Origin of the sequence: Chryseobacterium sp. RU33C (genome assembly GCF_900156015.1) — a bacterium.
GTDB classification, from domain to species: Bacteria; Bacteroidota; Bacteroidia; order Flavobacteriales; family Weeksellaceae; genus Chryseobacterium; species Chryseobacterium candidae.
Genome location: NZ_FTMT01000001.1, coordinates 1 through 23,949, shown reverse-complemented (window position 1 = coordinate 23,949; position 23,949 = coordinate 1). Strand labels below are relative to the sequence as shown.

General features: G+C 36.0%; 24 protein-coding genes and 1 riboswitch. Of the genes, 16 read left to right on the top strand and 8 right to left on the bottom strand.

Features of this window, described 5'->3' with window-relative positions; all coding sequences use genetic code 11:
- Nucleotides 1-12: 12 nt before the first annotated feature.
- On the bottom strand, nt 13-1,467 hold the full coding sequence (dnaA, locus tag BW946_RS00120) for a chromosomal replication initiator protein DnaA (protein ID WP_076594230.1): 1,455 nt from the start codon (nt 1,465-1,467) through the stop codon (nt 13-15).
- Between the two features lie 136 nt (nt 1,468-1,603).
- Between dnaA and BW946_RS00115 the strand changes: the two genes are divergently transcribed.
- The 5 genes from BW946_RS00115 to BW946_RS00095 all read left to right on the top strand — a co-directional run bounded on the left by BW946_RS00115 (nt 1,604) and on the right by BW946_RS00095 (nt 7,115).
- Nucleotides 1,604-2,014: an acyl-CoA thioesterase gene (locus BW946_RS00115; protein ID WP_076594229.1), complete on the top strand. Its 411-nt coding sequence runs from the start codon at nt 1,604-1,606 to the stop codon at nt 2,012-2,014.
- A 278-nt stretch (nt 2,015-2,292) separates the two neighbouring features.
- Nucleotides 2,293-3,141, top strand: a complete 849-nt coding sequence (gene pheA / locus BW946_RS00110) for a prephenate dehydratase (protein ID WP_076594228.1) — start codon at nt 2,293-2,295, stop codon at nt 3,139-3,141.
- 362 nt (nt 3,142-3,503) lie between these two features.
- Complete coding sequence (locus BW946_RS00105; RefSeq protein WP_076594227.1) at nt 3,504-4,214, top strand: hypothetical protein; 711 nt, start codon at nt 3,504-3,506, stop codon at nt 4,212-4,214.
- Nucleotides 4,215-4,326: 112 nt separating this feature from the next.
- Nucleotides 4,327-6,561, top strand: coding sequence for a DUF2339 domain-containing protein (locus BW946_RS00100; RefSeq protein WP_076594226.1), 2,235 nt, complete (start codon nt 4,327-4,329; stop codon nt 6,559-6,561).
- Between the two features lie 116 nt (nt 6,562-6,677).
- Nucleotides 6,678-7,115, top strand: a complete 438-nt coding sequence (locus tag BW946_RS00095; RefSeq protein WP_076594225.1) for a hypothetical protein — start codon at nt 6,678-6,680, stop codon at nt 7,113-7,115.
- 46 nt (nt 7,116-7,161) lie between these two features.
- Here the strand turns inward: BW946_RS00095 and BW946_RS00090 are convergent, their stop codons facing one another.
- Nucleotides 7,162-8,439 (bottom strand): replication-associated recombination protein A, encoded by a 1,278-nt coding sequence (locus BW946_RS00090; RefSeq protein ID WP_076594224.1) that lies wholly within the window; start codon nt 8,437-8,439, stop codon nt 7,162-7,164.
- A 100-nt stretch (nt 8,440-8,539) separates the two neighbouring features.
- Here BW946_RS00090 and yidD point away from each other — a divergent pair, with 100 nt between their 5' ends.
- Together yidD and lgt are read left to right on the top strand one after the other, a co-directional pair.
- Nucleotides 8,540-8,791: a membrane protein insertion efficiency factor YidD gene (yidD, locus tag BW946_RS00085; protein ID WP_034695943.1), complete on the top strand. Its 252-nt coding sequence runs from the start codon at nt 8,540-8,542 to the stop codon at nt 8,789-8,791.
- A 450-nt stretch (nt 8,792-9,241) separates the two neighbouring features.
- A complete protein-coding gene (gene lgt / locus BW946_RS00080) occupies nt 9,242-10,090 on the top strand; it encodes a prolipoprotein diacylglyceryl transferase (RefSeq protein WP_076594525.1) in 849 nt (282 codons plus the stop codon).
- Nucleotides 10,091-10,204: 114 nt separating this feature from the next.
- Here lgt and BW946_RS00075 read toward each other — a convergent pair whose 3' ends face one another.
- Nucleotides 10,205-11,722 (bottom strand): bifunctional ADP-dependent NAD(P)H-hydrate dehydratase/NAD(P)H-hydrate epimerase, encoded by a 1,518-nt coding sequence (locus tag BW946_RS00075; RefSeq protein WP_076594223.1) that lies wholly within the window; start codon nt 11,720-11,722, stop codon nt 10,205-10,207.
- Nucleotides 11,723-11,968: 246 nt separating this feature from the next.
- On the opposite strand from BW946_RS00075, the gene mscL reads away from it, so the two are divergent.
- Nucleotides 11,969-12,346, top strand: coding sequence for a large conductance mechanosensitive channel protein MscL (gene mscL / locus BW946_RS00070; RefSeq protein ID WP_076594222.1), 378 nt, complete (start codon nt 11,969-11,971; stop codon nt 12,344-12,346).
- A gap of 77 nt (nt 12,347-12,423) precedes the next feature.
- Here mscL and BW946_RS00065 read toward each other — a convergent pair whose 3' ends face one another.
- Nucleotides 12,424-13,383, bottom strand: a complete 960-nt coding sequence (locus tag BW946_RS00065; protein ID WP_076594221.1) for a D-2-hydroxyacid dehydrogenase — start codon at nt 13,381-13,383, stop codon at nt 12,424-12,426.
- A gap of 86 nt (nt 13,384-13,469) precedes the next feature.
- Nucleotides 13,470-13,880, bottom strand: coding sequence for an LNS2 domain-containing protein (locus BW946_RS00060; RefSeq protein WP_076594524.1), 411 nt, complete (start codon nt 13,878-13,880; stop codon nt 13,470-13,472).
- Nucleotides 13,881-14,438: 558 nt separating this feature from the next.
- Here BW946_RS00060 and idi point away from each other — a divergent pair.
- From idi to gcvT, 3 genes are read left to right on the top strand one after another with little or no spacing between them, the layout of a single operon-like run.
- Complete coding sequence (idi, locus tag BW946_RS00055; RefSeq protein WP_076594220.1) at nt 14,439-14,948, top strand: isopentenyl-diphosphate Delta-isomerase; 510 nt, start codon at nt 14,439-14,441, stop codon at nt 14,946-14,948.
- Nucleotides 14,948-15,421, top strand: coding sequence for a hypothetical protein (locus BW946_RS00050; protein ID WP_076594219.1), 474 nt, complete (start codon nt 14,948-14,950; stop codon nt 15,419-15,421). Before idi ends, BW946_RS00050 begins: the two co-directional genes overlap by 1 nt.
- 9 nt (nt 15,422-15,430) lie before the next feature.
- Nucleotides 15,431-16,507: a glycine cleavage system aminomethyltransferase GcvT gene (gene gcvT, locus BW946_RS00045; protein WP_076594218.1), complete on the top strand. Its 1,077-nt coding sequence runs from the start codon at nt 15,431-15,433 to the stop codon at nt 16,505-16,507.
- Nucleotides 16,508-16,631: 124 nt separating this feature from the next.
- On the opposite strand, the gene BW946_RS00040 is transcribed toward gcvT, so the two are convergent.
- The gene (locus BW946_RS00040; protein ID WP_076594217.1) at nt 16,632-16,988 is read right to left on the bottom strand and encodes an arsenate reductase family protein; all 357 of its coding nucleotides are present in this window, start codon (nt 16,986-16,988) and stop codon (nt 16,632-16,634) included.
- A gap of 121 nt (nt 16,989-17,109) precedes the next feature.
- Here BW946_RS00040 and BW946_RS00035 point away from each other — a divergent pair, with 121 nt between their 5' ends.
- From BW946_RS00035 to BW946_RS00015, 5 genes are all read left to right on the top strand, one after another.
- Complete coding sequence (locus BW946_RS00035) at nt 17,110-17,577, top strand: acyl-CoA thioesterase (RefSeq protein ID WP_047423514.1); 468 nt, start codon at nt 17,110-17,112, stop codon at nt 17,575-17,577.
- 160 nt (nt 17,578-17,737) lie between these two features.
- Nucleotides 17,738-17,805: riboswitch (Fluoride riboswitch) on the top strand.
- Between the two features lie 31 nt (nt 17,806-17,836).
- Complete coding sequence (locus BW946_RS00030; RefSeq protein ID WP_170872030.1) at nt 17,837-19,144, top strand: voltage-gated chloride channel family protein; 1,308 nt, start codon at nt 17,837-17,839, stop codon at nt 19,142-19,144.
- A gap of 129 nt (nt 19,145-19,273) precedes the next feature.
- Nucleotides 19,274-20,149, top strand: coding sequence for a LysR family transcriptional regulator (locus tag BW946_RS00025; RefSeq protein ID WP_076594216.1), 876 nt, complete (start codon nt 19,274-19,276; stop codon nt 20,147-20,149).
- 185 nt (nt 20,150-20,334) lie between these two features.
- On the top strand, nt 20,335-21,270 hold the full coding sequence (locus BW946_RS00020; protein WP_076594215.1) for a YeiH family protein: 936 nt from the start codon (nt 20,335-20,337) through the stop codon (nt 21,268-21,270).
- Between the two features lie 190 nt (nt 21,271-21,460).
- Nucleotides 21,461-22,093 carry a hypothetical protein gene (locus tag BW946_RS00015; protein WP_139325940.1) on the top strand — a complete coding sequence of 211 codons (633 nt, stop codon included), beginning with the start codon at nt 21,461-21,463 and terminating at the stop codon, nt 22,091-22,093.
- 110 nt (nt 22,094-22,203) lie between these two features.
- On the opposite strand, the gene BW946_RS00010 is transcribed toward BW946_RS00015, so the two are convergent.
- Both BW946_RS00010 and BW946_RS00005 read right to left on the bottom strand, forming a co-directional pair.
- Nucleotides 22,204-22,386 (bottom strand): hypothetical protein, encoded by a 183-nt coding sequence (locus BW946_RS00010; RefSeq protein WP_076594213.1) that lies wholly within the window; start codon nt 22,384-22,386, stop codon nt 22,204-22,206.
- Nucleotides 22,387-22,554: 168 nt separating this feature from the next.
- Nucleotides 22,555-23,796: an MFS transporter gene (locus tag BW946_RS00005; RefSeq protein WP_076594212.1), complete on the bottom strand. Its 1,242-nt coding sequence runs from the start codon at nt 23,794-23,796 to the stop codon at nt 22,555-22,557.
- Nucleotides 23,797-23,949: the final 153 nt, after the last annotated feature.

Here is a 23,949-nt window from a genome sequence, read left to right as displayed (position 1 = left end):
GCTCACCCTTACTTATTGTTTGATTCTTTCAGTAAGATCTTTTACGTATTTCTTGATTTCTTTATCAATTTTCGAAACGTCTTTGATAGTATCACAAGCATACATTACTGTTGAGTGATCTTTTCCTCCCATTTCTTCACCGATTTTAGTAAATGTAGAATTGGTGAATTCTTTGGAGAAGTACATGGCAAGCTGTCTTGGTAATGCGATCTCTCTTTTTCTTGTTTTTGAAAGCAGCTGCTCTTTTTTGATTCCAAAATAATCACAGACCACTTCCTGAATATAAGGAATATTGATCACCTTTTTCTGGTTAGCTGCAATTCTGTTGATGGTTTCCTTAAGCAACTCAAGACTAAGATCTCTCTTGTATACGGTAGAGTAAGCGATCACGGAGTTAATAACCCCTATAAGCTCTCTCACATTGGTTTTCGTTTCAACAGCAAGGAAATCAAGCATATCATCGGGAAGAACGATCCCATCCCTACTTAGCTTATCCTCGATAATTTGTCTTCTTGTGGATAAATCAGGAGATTTTATTTCTGCGGAAAGCCCCCATTTGAAACGGGAAACAATTCTGTCCTGGATATCCATAATATCTGCAGGCGCTTTATCTGAGGTAAGGATAATCTGTTTTCCATTCTGATGCAGGTGGTCAAAAATATGGAAGAAACTATCCTGAGTAGCAGATTTACCAGACAGGAACTGAATATCATCAATAATCAGTACATCTACCATTTGATAGAAGTTTGCAAATTCAGTCTGTTTATGAGCTTTAGCAGCAGAGATAAACTGCTGGATAAATTTTTCAGAAGACAGATAAAGAACGACTTTATCCGGAAACTGATTTTTTACTTCAAGTCCAACAGCCTGTCCCAGGTGGGTTTTTCCAACTCCGTAACCTCCATATAAGAATAATGGGTTAAAAGCTGTTGCTCCAGGTCTTTTTGCAATGGATCTGGCTACAGTGGCTGCAAATTTATTGCTTTCTCCTTCCACATAACTATCAAATGAATAGTCAGGCTTCAGGTTAGAATCTATATTTACTTTTCTAATTCCAGGAACTACAAACGGATTTACAATATTAGCAGAGAATCCTTGTGGCATAGTTTCCTGTGTTTTTGGAGTAGGAACGCTTTGTCCTTTGATGTTCATGGTAACAGGTTTTTCTTCACCTTTTGGTCTGTTTTCCATCACAGAATACCATAATTTCACTCCTTTTCCAATATTTTTCTTCAGGGCAGCAGAAAGTAAGGACAGGTAATTGTCCTCTATATATTCCTTGTAAAAATCGCTCGGCACGATCAACGTAAGGTTGTTGGCCACCAATGAAAGCGGCTGAACCTTATCGAATAGCATATCGAAAGATTTTTCAAGTTTTTTAAGGTCAGAATTGTCTTCAGCAGCGTTCAGGTTATCGCGCATAAACTGAAGGCATTTCTGCCATATCATCATTAAATTGTCATCCATTTTTTAAGCCCCGATTATTCTTTGTTTGTACTGTGTTTAGAAGGAAGACAAAGGTCCAATATTTTCTTTTCAAAAAAAAATATTGCAGGTATTGATTATTTAAAAATATATTTGTATGTATAATTTAACATCTAAAATGATACACACAACCCACTCAATACGAGTACGTTACGCGGAGACAGACCCAATGAAATATGTATACTATGGCAATTACGCAACGTACTTCGAAGTAGCGAGAGTTGAGCTCTTCAGAAGCATAGGAATTTCATACGATGAAATTGAAAACCAAGGAATTTGGCTGCCCGTTTCGGACTACAAAATTAAATATATCCGGCCTGCTTTGTACGATCAAAAATTAGAAATTCATACTTATGTAAAAAAAATTCCAGGGGTGAGGCTTGAATTTGAGTATGAAATTTACAATGAAGAGCATATTAAAATAACCGAAGCTTCCACTACTCTATTCTTTCTCGACGCAAAAACCAATAAAGTGATCAAGTGCCCGGATTTCCTGATGGAACTTATTGAGAAGAACTGGAAGAAATAGATCGTAGGTTGCAGGTTGTAGGAATTAGAGAAATTACTCTGTGAAATATTAATGCAGGAGTATTGATGTCAATGATCAATTTTGCTTCGCAAGTGAAAGGTGAATGTTTTAACGCAATTAAGATATATTTATCTCTACTTAACTAATAACAAAAGAAACCAGCAACAAAATAAACCAGCAACTCTCATCCGTAACAAAACACCCCACAATACGTATTCTATTTATGAATTAATTCGCACCTTTGTACCTTTATTTTAACCTCCTTTATATTATATATTATGAAGATTGCATTTTTGGGACCTCATGCCAGTTTTACCCAGCTTGCCGCAGCACAGCTTTTCCCTGATGACGAAATAGTACCACAGGCCAGCATTCTGGACTGTTTTAATGCTGTTGAAAGAGGAGAAGCATTAAAAGCCGTTGTACCTTTGGAAAACTCTATTGAAGGAACCGTCTCAATGACACTGGATTATTTATATAAAACTCCGTCTATTAAGATAGAAGCAGAAGCTGTAATGCCTATTGCCCATCATCTGATGATTCATCCGGGAAATTCTGTTGAGCATATGGAAAGAATATATTCTCACCCACAGGCTCTCGCACAGAGTTTTCATTTTCTGGACACTCATTATAAAGAAATTCCCAAACAGGACTTTTCCTCCACAGCAGCTGCAGCAAAATTTGTTTCTGAGAATCCCGAAACTCCAATTGCGGCAGTAGCCAATCAGTTTGCAGCCAATTTATATGGTTTGAAAATCGTAAACCGGAATATTCAGGATTTTGAACAGAACCATACCCGATTTATTATCATTTCCAAGGAGCAGAATAAATACCAAAATGATAAATTGGAAACACTGGGTGAAAAATCAGGAATGCTGATTACTCTTCCGGAAGATCATCCCGGTGGATTACATCAGGTTTTATCAGTTTTTGCATGGAGAAAAATGAATCTCAGTAAGATTGAATCCAGAACATTAAAAACAGGACTGGGAAATTACTTCTTCTTCATCAATGTTCAAGGGCCATGGAAAAAAGTCTTACATGAAAACGCCTTAAAAGAACTTGAATCTATCAATGCCAATGTAGATTTCCTTGGAAATTATAAAGAATTTCTTCTTGAAAGCTAGAAAAATCCATAAATCCATAAAAAGCACTGCCTTAACAGCAGTGTTTTTTTATTCATACTAAACAAAAGAAATAAAATTCAAATAACTTTTATAATAAATTATTTCACAAACAGCACATTCTGTCTGATAAAAAATAACCCACACAACAGAGAGAATTGTTTTTTATTAAAACACTGATAAACAACCAATTAATTTAAAAAACAAATATAATAAACAGTAATTAAATTATATACAATTATTAATCAAAATATAAACATATGTTTAAAAATATCACATTATATTAATACAAATATTACAAATACAACAATTCAGGGTATGGTTTTTGTTGTATATTTGTCTAGCAACTAATTAAAATATTGATCATGAAAACTAAACTTTACAGCTTAATGTTAGCATGTGCTGCGTTACTATTATTCTCGCAAGTTGGTATCAATACAGCTAGCCCATCCGCAACCTTAGACGTAAATGGAACTATGAAAGTTCGTGTTACCCCTGCAGCTACAGCACTACCGGGATATCAAATTTTAGCACTCAATCAGGGAACTAATCAGGTTTTCTCCATGGATCCATCCTTAATAACAGCCGCTGCAGGAACCAATACTTCTGTCTATTCCGCAAAAAAAACAACAGGTATAACGCTCTTGAATCTAGGAGTTTTACCTTCTGATTTTCAACCTGTAAGCTTTGTACAAACTGATAGAACTATAGGAAGCGCTGCTTTGTTTACCAATGCTGACGGTTCTTATAATATTCCATCCACTGGAGTATATGCTGTTGGGTTCGCATTCAGATATGGAACAGGATTACAAGCTTCTTTATTATCAGGAGCTCCTGGTATCGCAATTGCAAGAACCAGATCCGGAATAACAACTCTTATAGACACACGTCCGTTCAGCGGTGTTAATCTTGCATTAGCAGTTAACTTAACACTTTCCGATTCCAGTATTAATTCTTTGTATTCATTTCAGGCAGGTGACAAAGTATCTTTCGGAATTGTAGATTCCGGTATTGTTTCAGCAGGATTATTAGGATCCAGTATTGCATCCTTCTACATTTATAAAGTATCAAACTAGTAAAAACATATTGTTAGTTATCTATACCATTTAGCCCATCGTTTATACCACGATGGGTTAATTTTTTTAATAGCATACAAAACATTTCTTTATATTTGATAAAACTAATGAAATGAATGAATTTGTTGCGGTCATCATCTTTATAATTATCTTCATTATTTTCAATAATCTGAATACCAAAATCAGAAAATTGGAGAAGGAGATTTCAGATCTTAATTATAAAATCAATAATATCCCTCCGGCTCAGACTGAAGTAATCTCTGAGAAAACTTCAACGGAAGAGACATTTATCCCACAACAAGGACAGCCTCAACAGGTTCATTTTGAAAACATAAAGCACGGCGAAGAAAGTGAAAAACTTCCAACAACAGGTCAAAAAGACCGGCTCACTCCTGTTTTTGATTTTTTAAAACAAAATGCGCTTACCATTATTGGTATTTTCACACTTGTTCTCGGAATCGGTTATTTTGTAAAATATGCCATTGATAAAAACTGGATTGGTGAAGCAGCAAGAGCAGGAATTGGTTTTTGTACCGGTGCAGGAATTATCATAACCGCCCATTTTCTCAGAAAAAATTACCAGGCCTTTTCTTCCATCATTACAGGAGGTGGTGTTGCTGTTCTGTATTTCACTGCCACCATTGCCTTCCGTGAATACCATCTGTTTACCCAGAATACGGCATTTATCATCACGGTACTGATTACTGCAGCCTCTATTATTCTATCCTATTATTATAAAAGTGAAGTACTGATTATCTTTTCGCTCATAGGAGGTTTTGCAGCTCCTCTCATGATAAGCACAGGACAAAGTAACTATCTTTTCCTTTTTATTTATATTACTCTTTTAAATACCGGAATGCTGGCCGCCTCTTTTCTGCAGCACTGGAAAAGCGTGGGATGGACAGCTTATATTTTTACCACAGGTTATCTTCTATCCTGGACTCATAAAAGCCCTGAGCTTTTAAACATCACCTTTTATCTTATCAGTTATGCAATTTTCTACATTTTTGCCCTGAATGACTATTTCAAAAGAAATATACTTTCAACCTCAGATATTTTAATACTTGCTCTCGCTAATTTTTCAAGTATTCTGGGGCTGCTTTATATTTTTGATACATTAAAATACGAACCTCCCATTATTTTTCCTCTTATCTTTACTGCTGTCAATTCTGTTCTGCTGTTTAGAGAATATAAACGGAAAGATTCCGGAGTTGCCTATTCCGTATTCGCAGGACTTGTTACCAGTCTTATTACAATTGCAGTTGCTATTCAGTTTAAAACCCACCTCATTACCAGCATTTGGGCAATAGAAACTACTCTTCTTCTTTTTATCTGGAAAAAAACCGGTCAGAAGATTTTCAAGATTTTCTTTTATATCCTGTTTCCATTAGTGATGATTGCCCAGCTCGTAACATGGACTGATTATTTTGAAACAAAAGATCTCAATATCATATTCAATCCTCCGTTTATCACCAGTTCGTTTACCATTGTTTCCATAATAATTAATTTGTATTTATTAAGGAACTTCTCCAAAGAGTCCAATGGAAAAGAGAGTAACTTTTTTGAAGATCTTATTACGGTGATTAGCTATGGGGTCATTTACATCGCTTTCCTTCTTGAGATTACGTACCATGTTTCAGAAATGCCATGGTCAGCCGTTGCCAGCACAGGACTTTTATTCAGTATTTATTATATTTTTGTTTTATTGCTTTTCAGAAAACTACTGAACATCAGAAACGACATCCAAAATATACTGATGTATCTGTTTTTTTTCCTGATTGCAATAAACACCTCTGTATCTACGCTTCCCGTTGTGACGGCTATCTTAACAAAGACACTCCATTTAAGTTTTTATTTCCTGCATCTGCTACAATGGATTCCTTTTATATATGTATGGTACAGGATTATTCCTTCTTCAGCGTTCCACAAACAACAGGTTTCTTACTGGATGCTATCTTTAGCACTCATTATCTCTGTAAGTTGCGAATTTCATCATGCTTATATTTTAATGACCTCCAATGACCTTCCTCATTCTTACAAAGCAAGTGAACATTTCAATATTCTTTATCTTCCTATTATATGGACAATTCTTGCCAGCATCTTTATTTATACCGGCTTGAAAAAGAATATTCAGGAATACAACAAGATTGGCTTTGCATTGGTAGGCCTTATGGTATTAAAACTTTATGGTTACGATGTGTGGCAGATGGATAATATTTCAAGAATCAGCGCCTTTATTATTCTCGGAATTATTTTATTGCTAAGCTCTTTCACTTTTCAGCGCCTGAAAAACATGATCAGAAATATGGTGGATAAAAAAGATAAAAAGGAAGAAAGCACAGACTAACAATAATGGTAAAAGTTTTTATTTCTAAATAATATTTAAAACAATTCAATATTTTATTCAAATTTTACAAAAAATAACTATATTTATCACGTTTTTAACAGTTACATATTCTGATTATGAAAAAATTACTCTATTCTTTTTTACTCCTGTCCTCAGCTGCTCTATTTGCCCAGCAAAAAAATCCTGCTGTGAAGTTCGCAGTGGCTGATAACGCCATTGGGACAGTAGAATTATTCAATACAAAAAAGAACGCATTACAGGTTTTAAAAGTATACAATACTCCCTCAGGCTTTCCCCAAAGTTTAAAAAAATACAGTTCTGTTTTTACAAAAGGAGTTACCGAATATAAGTTCAAAAACGGAGAAAATATTCTGGACAGAATGCCATTATCGTCCATCAACGTACAATACAATATTCCGGCAGACAATCCGGTATTTATTGAAGGATATGAATTTACGGATACCAACACTATGATCTATCCTGAAATCAAAAAAAGGACAGAAACAAAAGATTATAACGGTAAGAAAACATTATTTATTTATACTACCGAATAATTGAATACTATAAAAAAGGATGCTAAAAAACAGCATCCTTTTTATTTTAATATTTATTGTTCCATTTTTTCTTGAGTTCCTCATAGATTTTCTTCTCCGTAGCATTATTTCCCGGTTCGTACAGTTTGACATTTCTTATTTCTTCCGGAAGAAAATCCTGTTCTACAAAGTTTCCTTCGTAGGAATGGGCATATTTATATTCTTTTCCATAATCCAGATCTTTCATTAGTTTGGTAGGCGCATTTCTCAAATGAAGCGGCACAGGCAGATTTCCCGTCTGTTTTACCAAAGCTAAAGCCTCATTGATAGCCATATATGCAGAATTGCTTTTAGGTGAAACCGCCAGATACACCGCTGTTTCACTTAATATAATCCTTGCTTCAGGATTCCCGATTACATTAATCGCCTGAAAACAGCTGTTGGCAACCACCAAAGCATTGGGATTAGCCAAACCCACATCTTCAGCTGCCAAAATAAGCATTCTCCTTGCAATAAACTTAATATCTTCTCCTCCGGCAATCATTCTGGCCAGCCAATACACCGCTCCGTTCGGATCACCTCCACGCATAGATTTGATAAAAGCTGAAATGATATCATAATGCTGTTCTCCGTTTTTATCATAAAGAGCCATTGTCTCCTGCAAAACTTCCAGTACATCAGAATTAATAATTTCTGTTGTCCCGGAATTTTTATATTGATTCAAAACCAGTTCTACGGAATTGATCAGTTTTCTCGCATCACCGCCGGAATACTGGATGAAAGCTTCTTTTTCAAGGATTGTAAAATCTGTTCCTTCATCTTTATTGTATCTTTCTGAAGCGATATCAATTAGCTCCTCCAGCTTTTCGTAGCTTAAGGCTTTTAAAACATAGACCTGGCTTCTTGACAGGAGTGCCGAGACCACCTCAAAACTTGGATTCTCGGTAGTTGCTCCAATCAAAACAATCCATCCTTTCTCTACTGCATGTAATAATGAATCCTGCTGCGACTTATTAAACCGGTGAATCTCATCAATAAATAAGATAGGTGATTTCCCAGAGAACAGATTCTGTTTTTTGGCATCTTCAATTACATCCCTTACGTCTTTTACCCCTGAAGAAACTGCCGAAAGTTTATAAAACTTCCTCCCAGAATGTTCTGAGATAATTTCAGCCAGCGTAGTTTTTCCTGTTCCGGGAGGTCCCCAGAATATCAGTGAATTGAGGGTATTATTTTCAATCATTTTTCTGATTGTTCCTTTATCGCCGGTAAGGTGCTCCTGTCCCAATACATCGTTAAGGGTTTTAGGTCTTAATTTTTCAGCTAATGGAATATTTTGATTCAAAGTAATTCTTTTTTTAAGATCAATGTCCGGATTTCTGATCTCCGAAACTTATAACAAATTTAAACTAATTTTCATTTTTTTACCCTATTTTTGCATTGTTTTGAAACTTACATTCAATAAAATCATTACATTTCCGCTGGTAATTTTGATCAAATTTTACCAATGGTTCATCTCGCCCTTACTTCCCAAAAACTGCCGTTACGAACCTACCTGTTCTCATTATATGATTGAGTCCCTTCAGGTACATGGTGTTTTTAAAGGTTTCTGGCTGGGATTTAAAAGAATTTTAAGATGCCATCCTTGGGGAGGAAGCGGTTATGATCCTGTTCCACCCAAACATAAATGTCAATAATCAAACTATTAAATCAATAGAAAAATGAATACTATCTTTTTCAGAATTTATCTTGTGCTGTTTGCGTTTACAACGCAGCTTCTTTTTGCACAGGAATACCCTGGGGGTTTATCTGACGGAACTTTAGATATCAATGGAAGCAATATTCCTGTAAAAATCTATTCTACTACAGAGATGGGAGACCTTACGGCTTTTCCGGACAGAGAATCAGATAAGAACCAGTCTTTTGTTGTCATCCTTAATGAATCTAGTTTTGAACCTGCTTATTATAATTATGGAGCTTCCACTTTAGCAAAGTACAAAGATTCAAAATATCAGTTTTTCGATAAAAATTTTAAACTGATTGATACCGGTGTTACCAAAGAAAACATCACCACTTTTAAATATGCTGTAAAATCTGTAAAACCTATCACTGATTCTGATAAAGTAGAGCTTAAAACTTCTTTTAAAATATGGGATCCTTCAAAGGGTATTCACATTGGATCATTTACGCTTCACTTTTATAGTTTGATGTTTGTTTTTGCATTTGGTTTCGGCTATGTTTTAATGATGAGAATCTTTAAGATTGATAATGTGAATCAAAAATACCTTGAACCTCTGTTCACATGGACATTAATCGGGACTATTCTGGGAGCAAGATTAGGACATGTTATCTTTTATCAGCCGGAATTATTTAAAGAAGATTTCTGGAGCGTATTTTTACCCATCAGCACAAAAAACGGGTTTAAGTTTACAGGATTTTCAGGATTGGCAAGCCACGGAGCTACCATTGCTTTGATTTTCACTACGCTGTATTATTCATTTAAAATTATTAAGAAAAATCCTTTCTGGGTATATGACAGATTGGGTATTGTAGTAGCTTTAGGAGGAGCATTTGTAAGAATGGGGAACTTTTTCAACTCTGAAATTGTTGGTAAACCAGCTGATCCCAACTCTCCGTTTGCTCTTCTTTTCCCGCAGCAGAGCAGTGAGTATGGTCTTACTGTACCCCGTTATCCAAGCCAGTTATTTGAGGCAGCAGGATATGTTCTTCTCTTTATTTTATTGTGGGTACTTTACAGAAAAACAGATAAAAAATATCAGCAGGGATGGTTATTCGGTCTGTTCTTTATCATTCTTTGGGCTATCAGATTCTTTGTAGAGTTCCTTAAAGAGCCACAGGGAGATGAGTTTATCCAGATTGGAGGTCTGAATACAGGTCAGGTTCTTTCAATTCCTTTTATGATTGCAGGGGTTGTCATCATGATTGTTTCCAAGAAATTTAAAATCACAGAAGAAGAGAACGCAAAGCCGGAATAATTGAAGACTAAACGTTTTATTCAGCAATAAAAAAATAAAAAGGCAAATTTGTAAAATACAGATTTGCCTTTTTAAATATTTTAAAATCATTGACTTCTTTGTCTGTTCGCCTTATTACAGATTCCTTTCTGCTTTCCTGTTCAGTTCCTCAAAAACAGTCCCCAACGCATCAATAACATCAGTAGGCAGCATCGATTCTTTTGAATGCTTTTCTGAAGCTACATCCGCAGCTCTGCCATGTAACCACACACCAAGAATACAAGTCTCTTCCTCGGAATATTTCTGGGCCAGCAGCGAAGTAAGAATTCCGGTAAGAATATCTCCGCTTCCGCCCTTTGCCAGCCCTGCATTTCCCGTTATATTGTAAAATACCTTCCCATGCGGAGTAATGATCTGCGTGTGATGATCTTTCAGAATGATATAAAGATTAAGTTCTTTTGCCTTTTTTCTAGCCAGTTCAAGTCTTTTAAAAGAATTGTCTGTATTTCCGAAAAGTCGCTCAAACTCTTTCGGATGAGGGGTTATGATTGATTTTTTGGGAATCAGTTTCAAATTCTTCTGATCTTTTGAAATAATATTCAACGCATCTGCATCCAGAACCAACGGCTGAGAATGGCTTTTCAAAAAACTCAAAAAGCTTTTCTCTGTTCCGGAATGAGTTCCCAAACCGGGTCCTACACCACAGGTAACATCTTTATCAGTCTCAAAATTGAATATAAATGTATCCCCTCCTTTTATAAACATGGCCTCAGGACAAGAGAGCTGCAAAATGTCATACCCACATTCCGGAGCGAGTGTAAAGGTAAGCCCTGCCCCTGTTTTCAACGCCGATCGTGTTGCCAGCACTGCAGCTCCTATTTTTCCGTAGCTGCCTCCTACGATAACTGCCTTACCATAAGTTCCTTTATGAGAAAATTCCTGTCTCGGAATGAATATCGAACCAATCAGCTGATCATCAATCACAGAGTAATCAGAACCGGTTGTTTCTGCGTATGTTTTACTTAAATCAATATCCAGCAGTACTACTTTTCCTGTATATTTTCCGGTTTCAGGATGAAGAAAGGTTCTTTTCCAACATTGGAAAGTCAACGTATAATCAGCTTTCAGAATAACAGAACTATCATCAAATATTCCATCTGCAGACAATCCTGAAGGGATATCGATGGATATTTTACTATTTTTTTTATTATTCAATTGTTCAACAAGCTTTTTATTATCTCCTTCCAATGGTCTGGATAATCCTGTTCCAAAAAGAGCATCTACAATAATTGTTTTCTCATCGAAATTATAGTGTTCACCGGGGCTCAATTTTCTGACCGAAATTCCCGACAAATCGCGAAGTCTTTTCAAATTTACAGAAGCATCTTCTGAAAATTTCCTTTTGGAATCACCAACAAATACATCCACATCAAAACCTTTCAGATAAAGTATTCTTGCGACAGCCAGGCCGTCACCTCCGTTATTTCCGTTACCACAGAATACAGCAAGTTTCTTATGGTTTTTACAGTGCTCCGAAATCCAATGAGCTGCAGCCATTGAAGCTCTTTCCATTAATTGAATAGAAGAAACAGGCTCATGGGAGATGGTAAACTGATCCCAGCTGCGTATCTGTTCTGCGGTGAAAACTTTCATAGGTAAAACAAACTTTTAAGCAAATTACAAAAGATTTTTTATTATGATATCACGTCATTAATAAAAATAAAAAGTCATCATTAATGAAATAATGTATTGATATAATGTTGGCATATTCATTAAAACAGATGATAGAAATTCTGCATAAAATTCAATATTTTGGGAACAAAAAACTATAAAAACGTAGTGTTTTTTACATTTTTTAATTATATTTTTGTGTTTATGCTAATTAAAAAAATATAAATTATGGGATTTGTAAAAGAATTTAAAGAGTTTGCCTTTAAGGGTAATGTTCTCGATCTTGCTGTCGGTGTGATCATTGGGGCAGCATTTGGTAAAATTGTTTCCTCTTTAGTGGAAGATGTAATCACTCCTCTGATACTCAACCCGGCATTAAAAGCAGCCGGTGCAGAAAACATTTCAAAACTTTCATGGAATGGTGTTGCTTATGGAAATTTTATTTCCGCAGTAATCAGTTTTCTTTGTATTGCGATGGTTCTTTTCTGGATCATTAAATTCGCCAATAAAGTAAACAAAAAAGAGGCTCCAGCTCCTGCCGGACCTACAGAAGATCAAAAATTACTGATGGAGATCAGAGATTTGCTGAAAAGCAAAAATATCTAGTCTGCAAACAACAGTTTAAAATAAAAAAGCACCTCGGTTAGCAGACCGAGGTGCTTTTATTTATGATCCATTTCAAATTATTGAATCTGTAAGATACTTGAAATCTGCTCTGCAAGGGAAAGCCCTATTCGATCCTGTGCTTCAAGAGTAGAGGCTCCTGTGTGCGGGGTAAGAGAGATTTTGGAATGAGTAAGAATTTCTTTGGATGGTGTTGGCTCATTAATGAAAACATCTAATCCGGCAAATCTTACTTTGCCTGAGTCCAAAGCCTCAATTAAAGCCGCTTCATCAATAACCCCACCTCTTGAACAGTTTACAATAGCCACTCCGTCTTTCATGATTTCAAATTCATTCTTTCCGATCATGTAACCGTCCTTCTGTGCAGGAACGTGTAAAGTAATGAAATCTGAATGTTTTAAAACATCCTGTAACGGCTCTGTTTCGATATCAACATTGATGAACTGATTGTTGTAAAATTTCACTTTGATACTTGCTCTTCCTACATTATTATCAGCAGCAACCACTCTCATCCCAAGTCCTAAAGCAATTCTTGCCACTTCCTGACCGATCCTTCCCATTCCTACAATTCCAATGGTTTTTCCTCTCAATTCGATACCTGCAGCATATGCTTTTTTAAGACCTGCAAATTCAGTATCTCCTACAACCGGCATTCTTCTGTTCGAATCCTGAAGGAATCTTGCCCCGGAAAACAAATGGGCAAAAACAAGCTCCGCCACAGATTCCGAAGAAGCTGAAGGGGTATTGATCACATGGATTCCTTTTTCTCTTGCATAATCTACGTCAATATTATCCATACCAACACCTCCTCTCCCAATAATGTCGATGGACGGACATCCGTCTATAATATCTTTTCTTACCTGTGTAGCACTTCTAACCAATAATGTGCGGATTTTGTGTTCATTAATATAATCTACTAAAAACTCCTGTGGAACTTTTGTAGTGATCACTTCAAAGCCTTTTTCTGTCAATGCATCTATTCCAGATTGATCCAGGCCGTCGTTTGCTAAAACTTTCATAAAATATCAAGTATATTAAAAAATGAAAGATTTAAAAATTAAAGGAACAGGTTCGCATTTAATCTTTAAATCTTTGAATTATATTTTTATTCTCCGTCTTCTTTGAATACTTCAATGGTTACTTGTTTTTCTACCAAATCCGTAAATCTTCCTTTGTATCTTGTAGCTCTTACCAGGTGGTTGTCTATCCAGTGATAATTTCCTCCTCTAGGTTTTCCGCAAAGCACGCTGTGGTATTTGAAGCCATTCTTATCCAGCCAGTCGATTGTGATTTGTTTCAGATTTTCGGTTCTTGAAGTAAAAAAGCAGATCTGATGTCCTTCGTCATACCATCTGTTGATCGTTTCCAGGGCATCAGGATATGGTTCGCAGGTAACCATTCTTTCGGGCTCTTCATTGGGAACGTCATCAGTAATGGTTCCGTCGATATCTATTAAGTAATTTTTTATTCCATCCTTTAGAATAGGACTAATGTGTTCAATGTATTCTAATTCCATCATTAAATATTAAGTAACAAAGTTAGCGTTTTTACAACTATCAGGCATGATAATCTCGCTTTATGTTAATATTTTACTATAAAAACTATTATTTAAAGAATAATATCAATATTTTATTCGTTATTTAACTGCAAATGGTTAAAATTTTTCGTTTTTAATTTTCTTTTAATAAAAAGTTGTTAAAACTTTACCCAACCACAAAAGTCACAAAAGGTTTTAATTTAAAATGATACCGCAGAAAAGTTCACACAAGAGGAATATTTCGACTTCGCTCAATAGGCAAAGATTTTCGCAAAACCTGAGTGTACATATTAAGCATAAGGCTTGGTTCTGAAAACTTAAGTGTTTAAAACTTTTGTGTCTTTTGTGGTTAAAATAATGAATATAAAGTTTAAACAACCTCAAAGTAAATCAGGATTACAGATAAAACAAATCGGAGAATGATAATTTTACCCGTTACTTTTTATGTTTCCCTTTATCTTGTTATCATTATTATAAAAAGCATGATGTTTATCTAAAAATTTCCAAAATACATTTATTACTCTTACATTTGTAGGAATGGAAGAATTTGTCGTTTTAGTAAACCCTGAAGATGAAATTTTAGGACTGATGGAAAAACAGCAGGCTCACATCAATGGCCTGTTACACCGTGCTTTTTCTGTATTTCTTTTCAACAGTAAAGGAGAAATGCTTCTTCAGAAAAGGGCTTCAGGGAAGTATCATTCTCCCAACCAATGGACCAATGCGGTTTGCTCACACCCGCGAGAAGGGGAAACTTATAAGGAAGGAGCGGTACGAAGGCTGAAGGAAGAACTGGGAATTGAAGCGGAACTTTCAGAAAAATTCAATTTTATTTACAAAGCAGATGTAGGCGGTGGTCTGTGGGAACACGAGGTGGATCATGTGTTTGTGGGAAGTCATGAAGCTGATTTCAATTTAAATAAAGAAGAAGTGGAAGAAGTAAGATTCATTTCCATGGAAGAGCTGGACAAGGAAATTTCCGAACATCCTGAAAATTTTACGGAATGGTTTAAAATCATCCTCGAAGAATATAAACACCATTTTTAATGATGAAAAAAATATTGTTCTTTTCTGCTCTTTTGACAGGAAGTCTGTTTTTTGCCCAAAAAGCAGGTGTATTTGACACTCCAAATTACTCTATCAATGTTCCTGAAGGCTGGAAATCCACTAATGACAGCGAGATTATCAACATTTTCCCTACCAGCCAGATCGGAGCTATTACCATTTCGGAATACCATGATCTTCCGCTGCCCAAGGAAGAAGTAAAAAAATTCATCCTGGCCCTTTATCAATCCCATGATGAAGAGAAAAAAGTAAAAGAAAAGAAGAGCCAGAAAGGGTATACAGAATATTTCTATGAACATTTCGATGAAAAAGAGAAGCTGTTCTGGATCACCAAAGCTTTTCAGAAAGACAAAAACTTATATTTAGTTTCCATCAATTGTGGCCAGAAGTTCTGGAACGGAAACTATATGACCTTATTCAATGAGACTTTTAACAGTTTTAAAATAAAGAAATAAAAATTAAATATGAAGAAAACAGCCTTGTACGACAAACATGTTTCTTTGGGAGCTAAGATCGTACCTTTCGCAGGTTTTGAAATGCCTGTTCAATACTCAGGGGTTACAGAAGAGCACTTTGCCGTAAGAGAAAAAGCAGGATTATTTGATGTTTCCCACATGGGACAGTTTTTCATCGAAGGACCAGGCTCAAAAGATCTTTTACAATTGGTAACTACCAATAATGTAGATGCTCTTGAAAACGGAAAAGCACAGTATTCTTGTCTTCCGAACGAAAACGGAGGAATTGTAGATGACCTTATCGTTTACAAAATGGAAGATGACAAATATTTTGTGGTAGTAAATGCATCCAACATCGACAAAGACTGGAATCATATTTCAAAATATAACACTTTCGGAGCTAAAATGACCAACGCTTCTGATGAGATGTCTTTATTGGCAGTTCAGGGGCCTAAAGCTACTGAAATCCTTCAAAAACTTACAGATGTAAACCTTTCAGAAATCCCTTACTATCATTTCACTGTAGGAAGTGTTGCAGGAGAAAATAATGTGATCATTTCAAACACCGGATACACAGGAAGCGGAGGTTTTGAGATTTATTTCAACAATGCCAGTGCTGAAAAACTTTGGGATGCTGTAATGGAAGCTGGTAAAGAAGAAGGAATGATTCCTTGCGGATTGGCTGCCAGAGATACTTTAAGATTAGAAAAAGGATTCTGTCTGTACGGAAATGATATCGATGATACTACCTCTCCTATTGAAGCTGGTTTAGGATGGATCACTAAGTTTGATAAAGACTTCGTTTCTAAAGATGTTTTCGCAAAACAGAAAGAAGAAGGTATTACAAGAAAATTAGTAGGTTTTGAACTTACAGATAAAGGAGTTCCAAGACACGACTATCCTGTAGTGGATGCAGAAGGAAACGTAATCGGAAAAGTAACTTCAGGAACACAGTCTCCAATGAAAAAACTAGGTTTGGGCCTTGCTTATGTGGACAAACCTCACTTCAAATTAGGGTCTGAGATCTTTATTCAGGTAAGAAACAAGAACATTCCTGCAAAAGTGGTGAAAGCTCCTTTTGTATAATTGAAAAAAATAGCAAAAAAGAGGCTGTGATTTGTTCACAGCCTCTTTTGGGTTTATATCCAAACCTTATAGGTCTTAAAAACCTGTAAGGTTTATTATTTGCAAAATCAGTCTCCGGTTAAATTTATTCATTTACCCCAAAGAACTTCTGCAATTCTTCCACATTCTTTTTATCATTTCCAACAAAAATCTCTTTGTCTGTTATAAAGACAGGTCTTTTAAGGAATGTATAGTGATCCAGCAATAATTCTTTAAAATCTTTTTCTGTCAGTGATTTCACATCCAGTCCTCTCAATTTGATCTGAGTAGATTTTTTGCTGAACAATGCTTCGTATGATTTTGTTTTCTTATGCATTTCTGCCAATTCCTCTTTCGTGACAGGTTCTTTTTTTATTTCGCGAAGTTCCCAGTCTGTAAGATCAAATTGGGCTAAAATTTTTCTGCAGGTATCACAGGTGTTGAGATAAAATACTTTCTTCATTACTGTTGCTAAATCTGTTATTGGTTAAAATTCCCTTTCATTGAAAGTTTCGTCTTTCAAAAGTAGGATTTAATCTAAAACTTTGGAAATTATTAAATAACTTTATTCAAATTTTATAAAGATGCAGAACAAGCCTATTACTTTTCAGTTTATTTCGGAACCTTCAGATGTTAATTACGGAGGAAATGTACATGGAGGAAGTGTCATGAAATGGATTGACCAGGCCGGTTATGCATGCGCGACAACCTGGAGCGGTAATTATTCTGTCACAGTATATGTAGGTGGAATCCGTTTTTATGATCCCATTAAAATTGGTGAAGTTGTAAAAGTAGACGCACAGGTGATCTATACCGGAACTTCAAGCATGCATATCGCCATTAATGTCTTTTCAAGAAACCTGAAACAGCCAAACTTTGAGAAAAAAACCCACTGTATCATCGTTTTTGTAGCTGTAGATGAAAATGGAAAAAAGCTGCCTGTACCGAAATGGACACCGGAAACAGAAGAAGAGAAACAACAGGAAATATATGCAAAGCGCCTGATGGAGCTGAGAACACAGATTGAAGATGAGATGAAGCCTTTTTTGTAATACGTGAGATGCGGAGTTTGGGTTTGAGAGTTTAAGGATGAAAGTTAAATGTTAAATGTTCAAAGTTTAAGATTTAAAGTTTCTGGGTAATCAGTAGCCCAAAAACAACCAGCAAACAAGAAATTCTTTTTGAAAAACAAATTCTTCTTTTTATATTTGCACTATCAAAGGAAATGGTGTTCTTCCTTACCCAACCGCTTTACAAAAGCTGATGACGCCTGATTAAAAGATTATTAACAAATAACTAATCAGGAGTATTATGTCAAAAAGTCAACCAACACTTGTTAAAAAAGCAGTTTTTCACACTCATTTTTTCTTCAGAAAATTTCCGGCGTTTCTCTATATTTTAAAATGGTTGTGTATCAGTATCATTATTGGTGCTTTGGCAGGAACAGCTTCTGCAGGGTTTCTTCAGTCATTGGAATGGGCAACGAACTTCAGGGAAAATCATTTATGGCTGATTGCTTTACTTCCTGTTGCAGGATTTCTGATAGGACTTCTCTATTATTATTTCGGAAAAGATGTTGAGGCCGGAAACAATTTGCTGATTGATACAATCCATGAGCCTAAGGGAATCATTCCTTTCAAAATGGCACCTTTTGTTTATCTGGGGACAATTGTAACTCATTTTTTCGGAGGTTCAGCAGGCCGTGAAGGAACCGCACTTCAAATGGCAGGGGCTATTGCCGACCAGCTTACCAGACCTTTTAAACTTGACAGAAACGAAAGAAAAATATTGATTATTGCAGCTATTGCAGCTGGATTTGGTTCTGTATTCGGAACTCCACTGGCCGGCGCTGTTTTTGGTCTTGAGGTTTTTCTGATGGGAAGAATTCGCTACAATGCTATCTTTCCGGCATTTGCTTCTGCAATTCTGGCGGACTGGGCTACCAATCTCTGGAATGTACAACACACCCATTATCATATTGATTTTATACCCAAACTTGAACTGCTGCCAATCCTCTACAGTATTCTTGCAGGAATAGCCTTCGGAATCTGTGCCGCTGCTTTCAGCAAAATAATTCATTGGATGGGTTCTGTTTTCAAATCAAAAATCAAATATCCTCCGTTTCGTCCCGTTGTGGGAGGAATTATTATTGCACTTGCCGTTTTTGCAATGGACACAACCCGCTATATTGGATTAGGAATTCCTGTGATTGCAGAATCTTTTGAAAAGCAGCTTCCGTTGTATGATTTTGCTTTAAAAATGATCTTTACGATTGTGACGCTTTCAGCTGGATTCAAAGGTGGGGAAGTTACTCCTTTGTTCTTTATCGGAGCTACATTAGGCAGTGCTTTGTCTCTGTTTATTCCTCTGCCTTTCGGATTATTGGCAGGAATGGGATTTGTGGCTGTATTTGCCGGAGCAACCAATACTCCACTAGCCTGTATGCTGATGGGAATTGAATTGTTCGGAGCAGAATCTGGTGTGTATGTAGCCATCGCCTGTGTAGTTTCTTATCTTCTCTCAGGACATAACAGTATTTATACAAAACAGAAGATTGGAGAGGCAAAAAACAGTAGGTTTGAAAACCAGCAGGACAGATCTATTTCGGATTTTTTATAAAGGTTTCGGGTTTAGGGATGCGAAGTACGTATTTCGCATCCCGAAACCCGAAAACTCTCGAATTCTCCAACTCTCAAACTCACCAATTCCCTCACTCCATTTCCAACTTTAATTCGTAATTTTACTCCCATGTTCGATTACAGATTAAAAGTTTTCCACACGGTGGCTACGCGATTAAGCTTCACTAAGGCTTCAGAAGAGCTGCATATTTCACAACCCGCTGTTACTAAACATATTAAAGAGATTGAAACTCAGATAGGCGCTAAATTATTTGACCGTAAAGGAACTTCTATCCAACTGACCCAAAGCGGAAAAATTTTGTTTGAGCATGCAGAGAAGATCAGAAATATCTACCGTGACATGGAATTTGAGATCAGCCAGATCAGTCAGCAGCATAAAGGAAAATTGATTATCGGGGCAAGTACAACTGTAGCACAGTATATTTTACCGGAAATTTTAGCCAAATTCAATTCGTATTACAGAGATATTAAGATTGAACTTCTTACAGGAAATACAGAAACGATCTCAACGCTTTTAAAAGAAGAAAAGATTGATCTGGGTATCATTGAAGGAGAATCGCAGTCTTCTTATTTTGAATATAAAACTTTTAAGCCGGATGAAATTGTTTTGGCAGCAAAGTCAGATCATCCTCTTGCTCATAAAACTTTAAACTTAAAAGATCTCTATCAACTGGATCTTATCTTCAGAGAGCAAGGTTCCGGGACTTTAGAGTTTATACAAAACAGACTCAGAGAAAAAGAAATTAATATCCATGAGCTGAATACCGTCATGCAGCTGGGAAGCAGTGAAAGTATTAAAAATTATCTTCTTCATTCGGAATGTATGGCATTTCTTTCCATCAGCACCATCCTGAATGAGCTTAAAAACAATATATTGACCGTTATTGATATTAAAAATTTCAGTATTGAAAGAGATTTTCATTTTATATTACCTAAAGGAGACCAGTCTGAACTTATCAAACTTTTCCTGAGATTTGCAGAATGACAGGTGATAAATGATAAATGATAAGTGATAAGTGATAAGTGATAAGTGATAAGTGATAAGTGATAAGTGATAAGTGATAAGTGATAAGCAAAGATATAACTTCTAGTTATCCAATATAACAAAATACGATTTACTTTGTAATACTATTTTCCGGAATTTTGGTGCAGATTTTAAAAATTCGCATTATGAAAGATTTCATTCAAAATGAAACGATACGGAAAGTTTTTTTTATTGTATTGGCAGTTTTATGTCTTACACCATTTATATCTTCACCTATAGCCCTGATTTTAGGATTTGTACTGGCTGTTCTCATAGGAAATCCTTTTGAAAAACATCTGCATCATTATATCCATTTGCTGTTGCAGATTTCAATTGTTGGGCTGGGATTCGGGCTGAAACTGGATGAAGCACTTCACGCAGGAAAAGAAGGTTTACTATTAACGGTTGTAAGTATTTTTACAGTCATGATTCTGGGGTATTTGCTGGGAAAAGCATTTAAACTGGAAAGACCTTTATCCTATCTTCTCTCTGCTGGAACAGCTATTTGTGGAGGGAGCGCAATTGCAGCAGTATCTCCTATTATTAAACCAAGCACCAAGCAGATCTCTCTTGCCCTGGCGATCGTCTTTACCCTAAATTCTATTGCATTATTCATTTACCCTGCCGTAGGGCATCTTCTGAATCTTTCCCAGGAACAGTTTGGACTCTGGTGTGCAGTAGGAATTCATGATACAAGTTCTGTAGTAGGTGCCGCCGGTAAGTATGGAGATGAAGCTTTGAAAATTGCAACTACAGTAAAACTCGCCCGTGCTTTATGGATCATCCCTGTTTCGTTGATTACCATGTTTATTTTTAAAAGTAAGGATTCCAAAATAAAGATTCCGTGGTTTATTGGTTATTTTATTGTGGCGATTCTTTTGAATACTTACTTCCCGTTTCTTGACCGTTTCAGTGCTTCCATTACAGTTTTGGCAAAATCAGGATTGAATCTGACCTTATTTTTCATTGGTTCTACCCTTTCTATTCAAACGTTGAGATCAATAGGATTAAAACCTTTATTAGTCGCAGTAATTCTATGGGTTGTTATCAGTACAGGAAGTCTGGTCTATATTATAGGATAATTATCTCTGTCGTTTATATTTTTTTCTTGATCTAGTTGTTTCTCTTCATGTACATCATTATTCAAAAAAAGCACCTATTAATAAATCATAGATAAGTGATGTATATTTGATGTATGTTTTTATTATTACGTTTTCGAAGGTATTATATAAATTCGCAATCAGAATGATTTTTATTTCTAAAAAACAACAAATGAAAAAAACAATTGTAAACCTGTCATTTATATTACTGCCTGGACTTGCCTTTTCACAGATAGGTATAAAGACAGCACAGCCTACAGAGTCTATTGATGTGGCCAGTGGAAATATCAGAATAAGGGATATCAATTCAAACATCAGTACTGATTCTACAGACAAATTGGTCGTTACAGATCCCAACGGGGTATTAAAAGTAAAAAGCAGTTTATTTATTCCCAGCACTTCGGTAATAGGAAGTAAAACAACAAAAAGCTCTAATATTGCTGCGAACTTACAAGCAACTGTTATTTTTAATACCAATCCGCTTCTTAATAATTTTACTTATGCCTCAGCTACCGGTTTATATACAGCTTTAAAACAGGGATATTATCAAATTACAGCAACCGTAAACAAAGATGTCAGTATGAATAATCCAACTGATGGATCATCGGCTGTTAGCTTATTAGTCAACAACATTGTCGTAAATATTATAATCAACGGATATCTTCCTGGAACACAATCAACTAATCAGAATTTCACCTATGTAGTATATTTAAACCCTGGTGATACTTTCAAACTTACTACTGATTACACCAGAACTTCTTCCATTACCTCAGCTCAGATTTCAGTAGTGGCTTTGGGGGGATAAGGAAATAATAAGATCCAGCCTAAACCTTTGAACAACAAAAGCCTTTTGGAGTTTCAAAAGGCTTTTGCATATTAAATGTGGAAATGTTTATTTCGTATTGAAATAATTTCTTAGATCTCACCACAAGTATAAACCTGTGGACAGCCTATGTATGTTGAGCAATAATCAGGACCAGTTACAGATCCAGAACAGCTGCATCCGCAAAGAGATAAATCCGGCTTACCGCTTACTCCTCCAGTAATATTTTTCAAGTCTTGTTTTCTCAGTTTTTTAGCATTTTTCATAATGTTCATGTAGTTTAGTTTTGATTAAAAATAAAGTTTTAGTTACTTCCCAAAGTTAAACAAATATTAATTACTCGCAACAAAAATCAATATAAAAATTAATAAATTATTGATTATAACTTAATTATTACATCCAAAACAAGGATTATCAATATATTATTTATTAAACAATTTAAATTATTCTGTAAATTCAAGATCTCTGTCGTGGGTTTCTGAAATGGTAAGTGAAGAATAAAATGCCAGCGCGAATACTACCACTCCTACTATGGCAGCACTTTCCACCACCGCGAAATGACCTTTAAGGGAATCAAAAGCAAATATCATTACCGGCACCAATCCTCTTACCATATTGGGAACGGTGGTGGTTGCTGTATTTCTGATATTCGTTCCGAACTGTTCTGCCGCCAGTGTCACAAACATGGCCCAATATCCTGTTCCAAATCCCAGCCATACACAAAACAGGTAATATTTTGTTTCCGTATTGGTATTCCCGAATAACATAATTGCTACACCTATCAGGGTAAAGATCAGCATATAAAAGATAGCCATTTTCCTTGATTTTAAAGCATGGGAAATAAAACCACTCAAGAGATCACCCACAGAAATACCTATATAAGCCCACATAATTGCTTTTCCGGGGTTAATATCCTTTATTCCTAATTCAGGAGCAAACTGATTGGCTAACACAGCCAGAATCCCTATGCAGTACCATGTAGGTAATCCTACCGCAATACATTTTAAATATCTTACCAACCGGTCTTTATTGGTAAAAAAGGATAGAAAATTCCCCTTGGAAACATTTTTATGTACAATATTCTTATAAATTCCGGATTCGGATACGCTGATTCTTAACAGCAAAAGTAAGATTCCCATTATTCCGCCAATGATGTAAGAGATATTCCAACCTCCGGCCAGTTCTACGGTAAGCTGCGCTACCACAGCACCCATTAATCCGAATCCTGCAACAACCGATGTTCCGATTGCCCTTAAGTTCTTCGGCAGACTTTCAGAAACCAACGTAATTCCCGCTCCAAGCTCTCCGGCAAGCCCTATACCTGCAATGAATCTTAACCCGGCATATTGGTACACCAAATGCTCTTTTGGAAAATAAGGAAGAAAGCCACAGGCGATGTTGGCTAATGAATACACTAAAATAGATCCAAAAAGAACAGAAAGCCTCCCTTTTTTATCTCCGAAAATCCCCCAGAAAACACCTCCTATGAGCAGCCCAACCATCTGGCAGTTCAGAATAAAGGTTCCGTCTGCATCAGGATTAAGCCCCAATGCCTTTAAACTGGGAATCCTAACGATTCCGAACAAAAGGAGGTCATAAATATCTACAAAATAGCCTAAGGCGGAAATAATAACGGGAATAGAAAAAATGTACTTCAGTTTTGAAGACAGGGACAGTTCTTGCATTTTTAAGTTTTGATAAAAATAAAAAACCTTTCAATTTCTTGAAAGGTTTTTATCAAATTGTCTCGTCCTGAAAAAGGTTGACTAAAAAACCATAAAATTAGTCACCCTTATGAATCTAAAAAAAACATCGTCCCCTGTCCAAGAATACAGTGA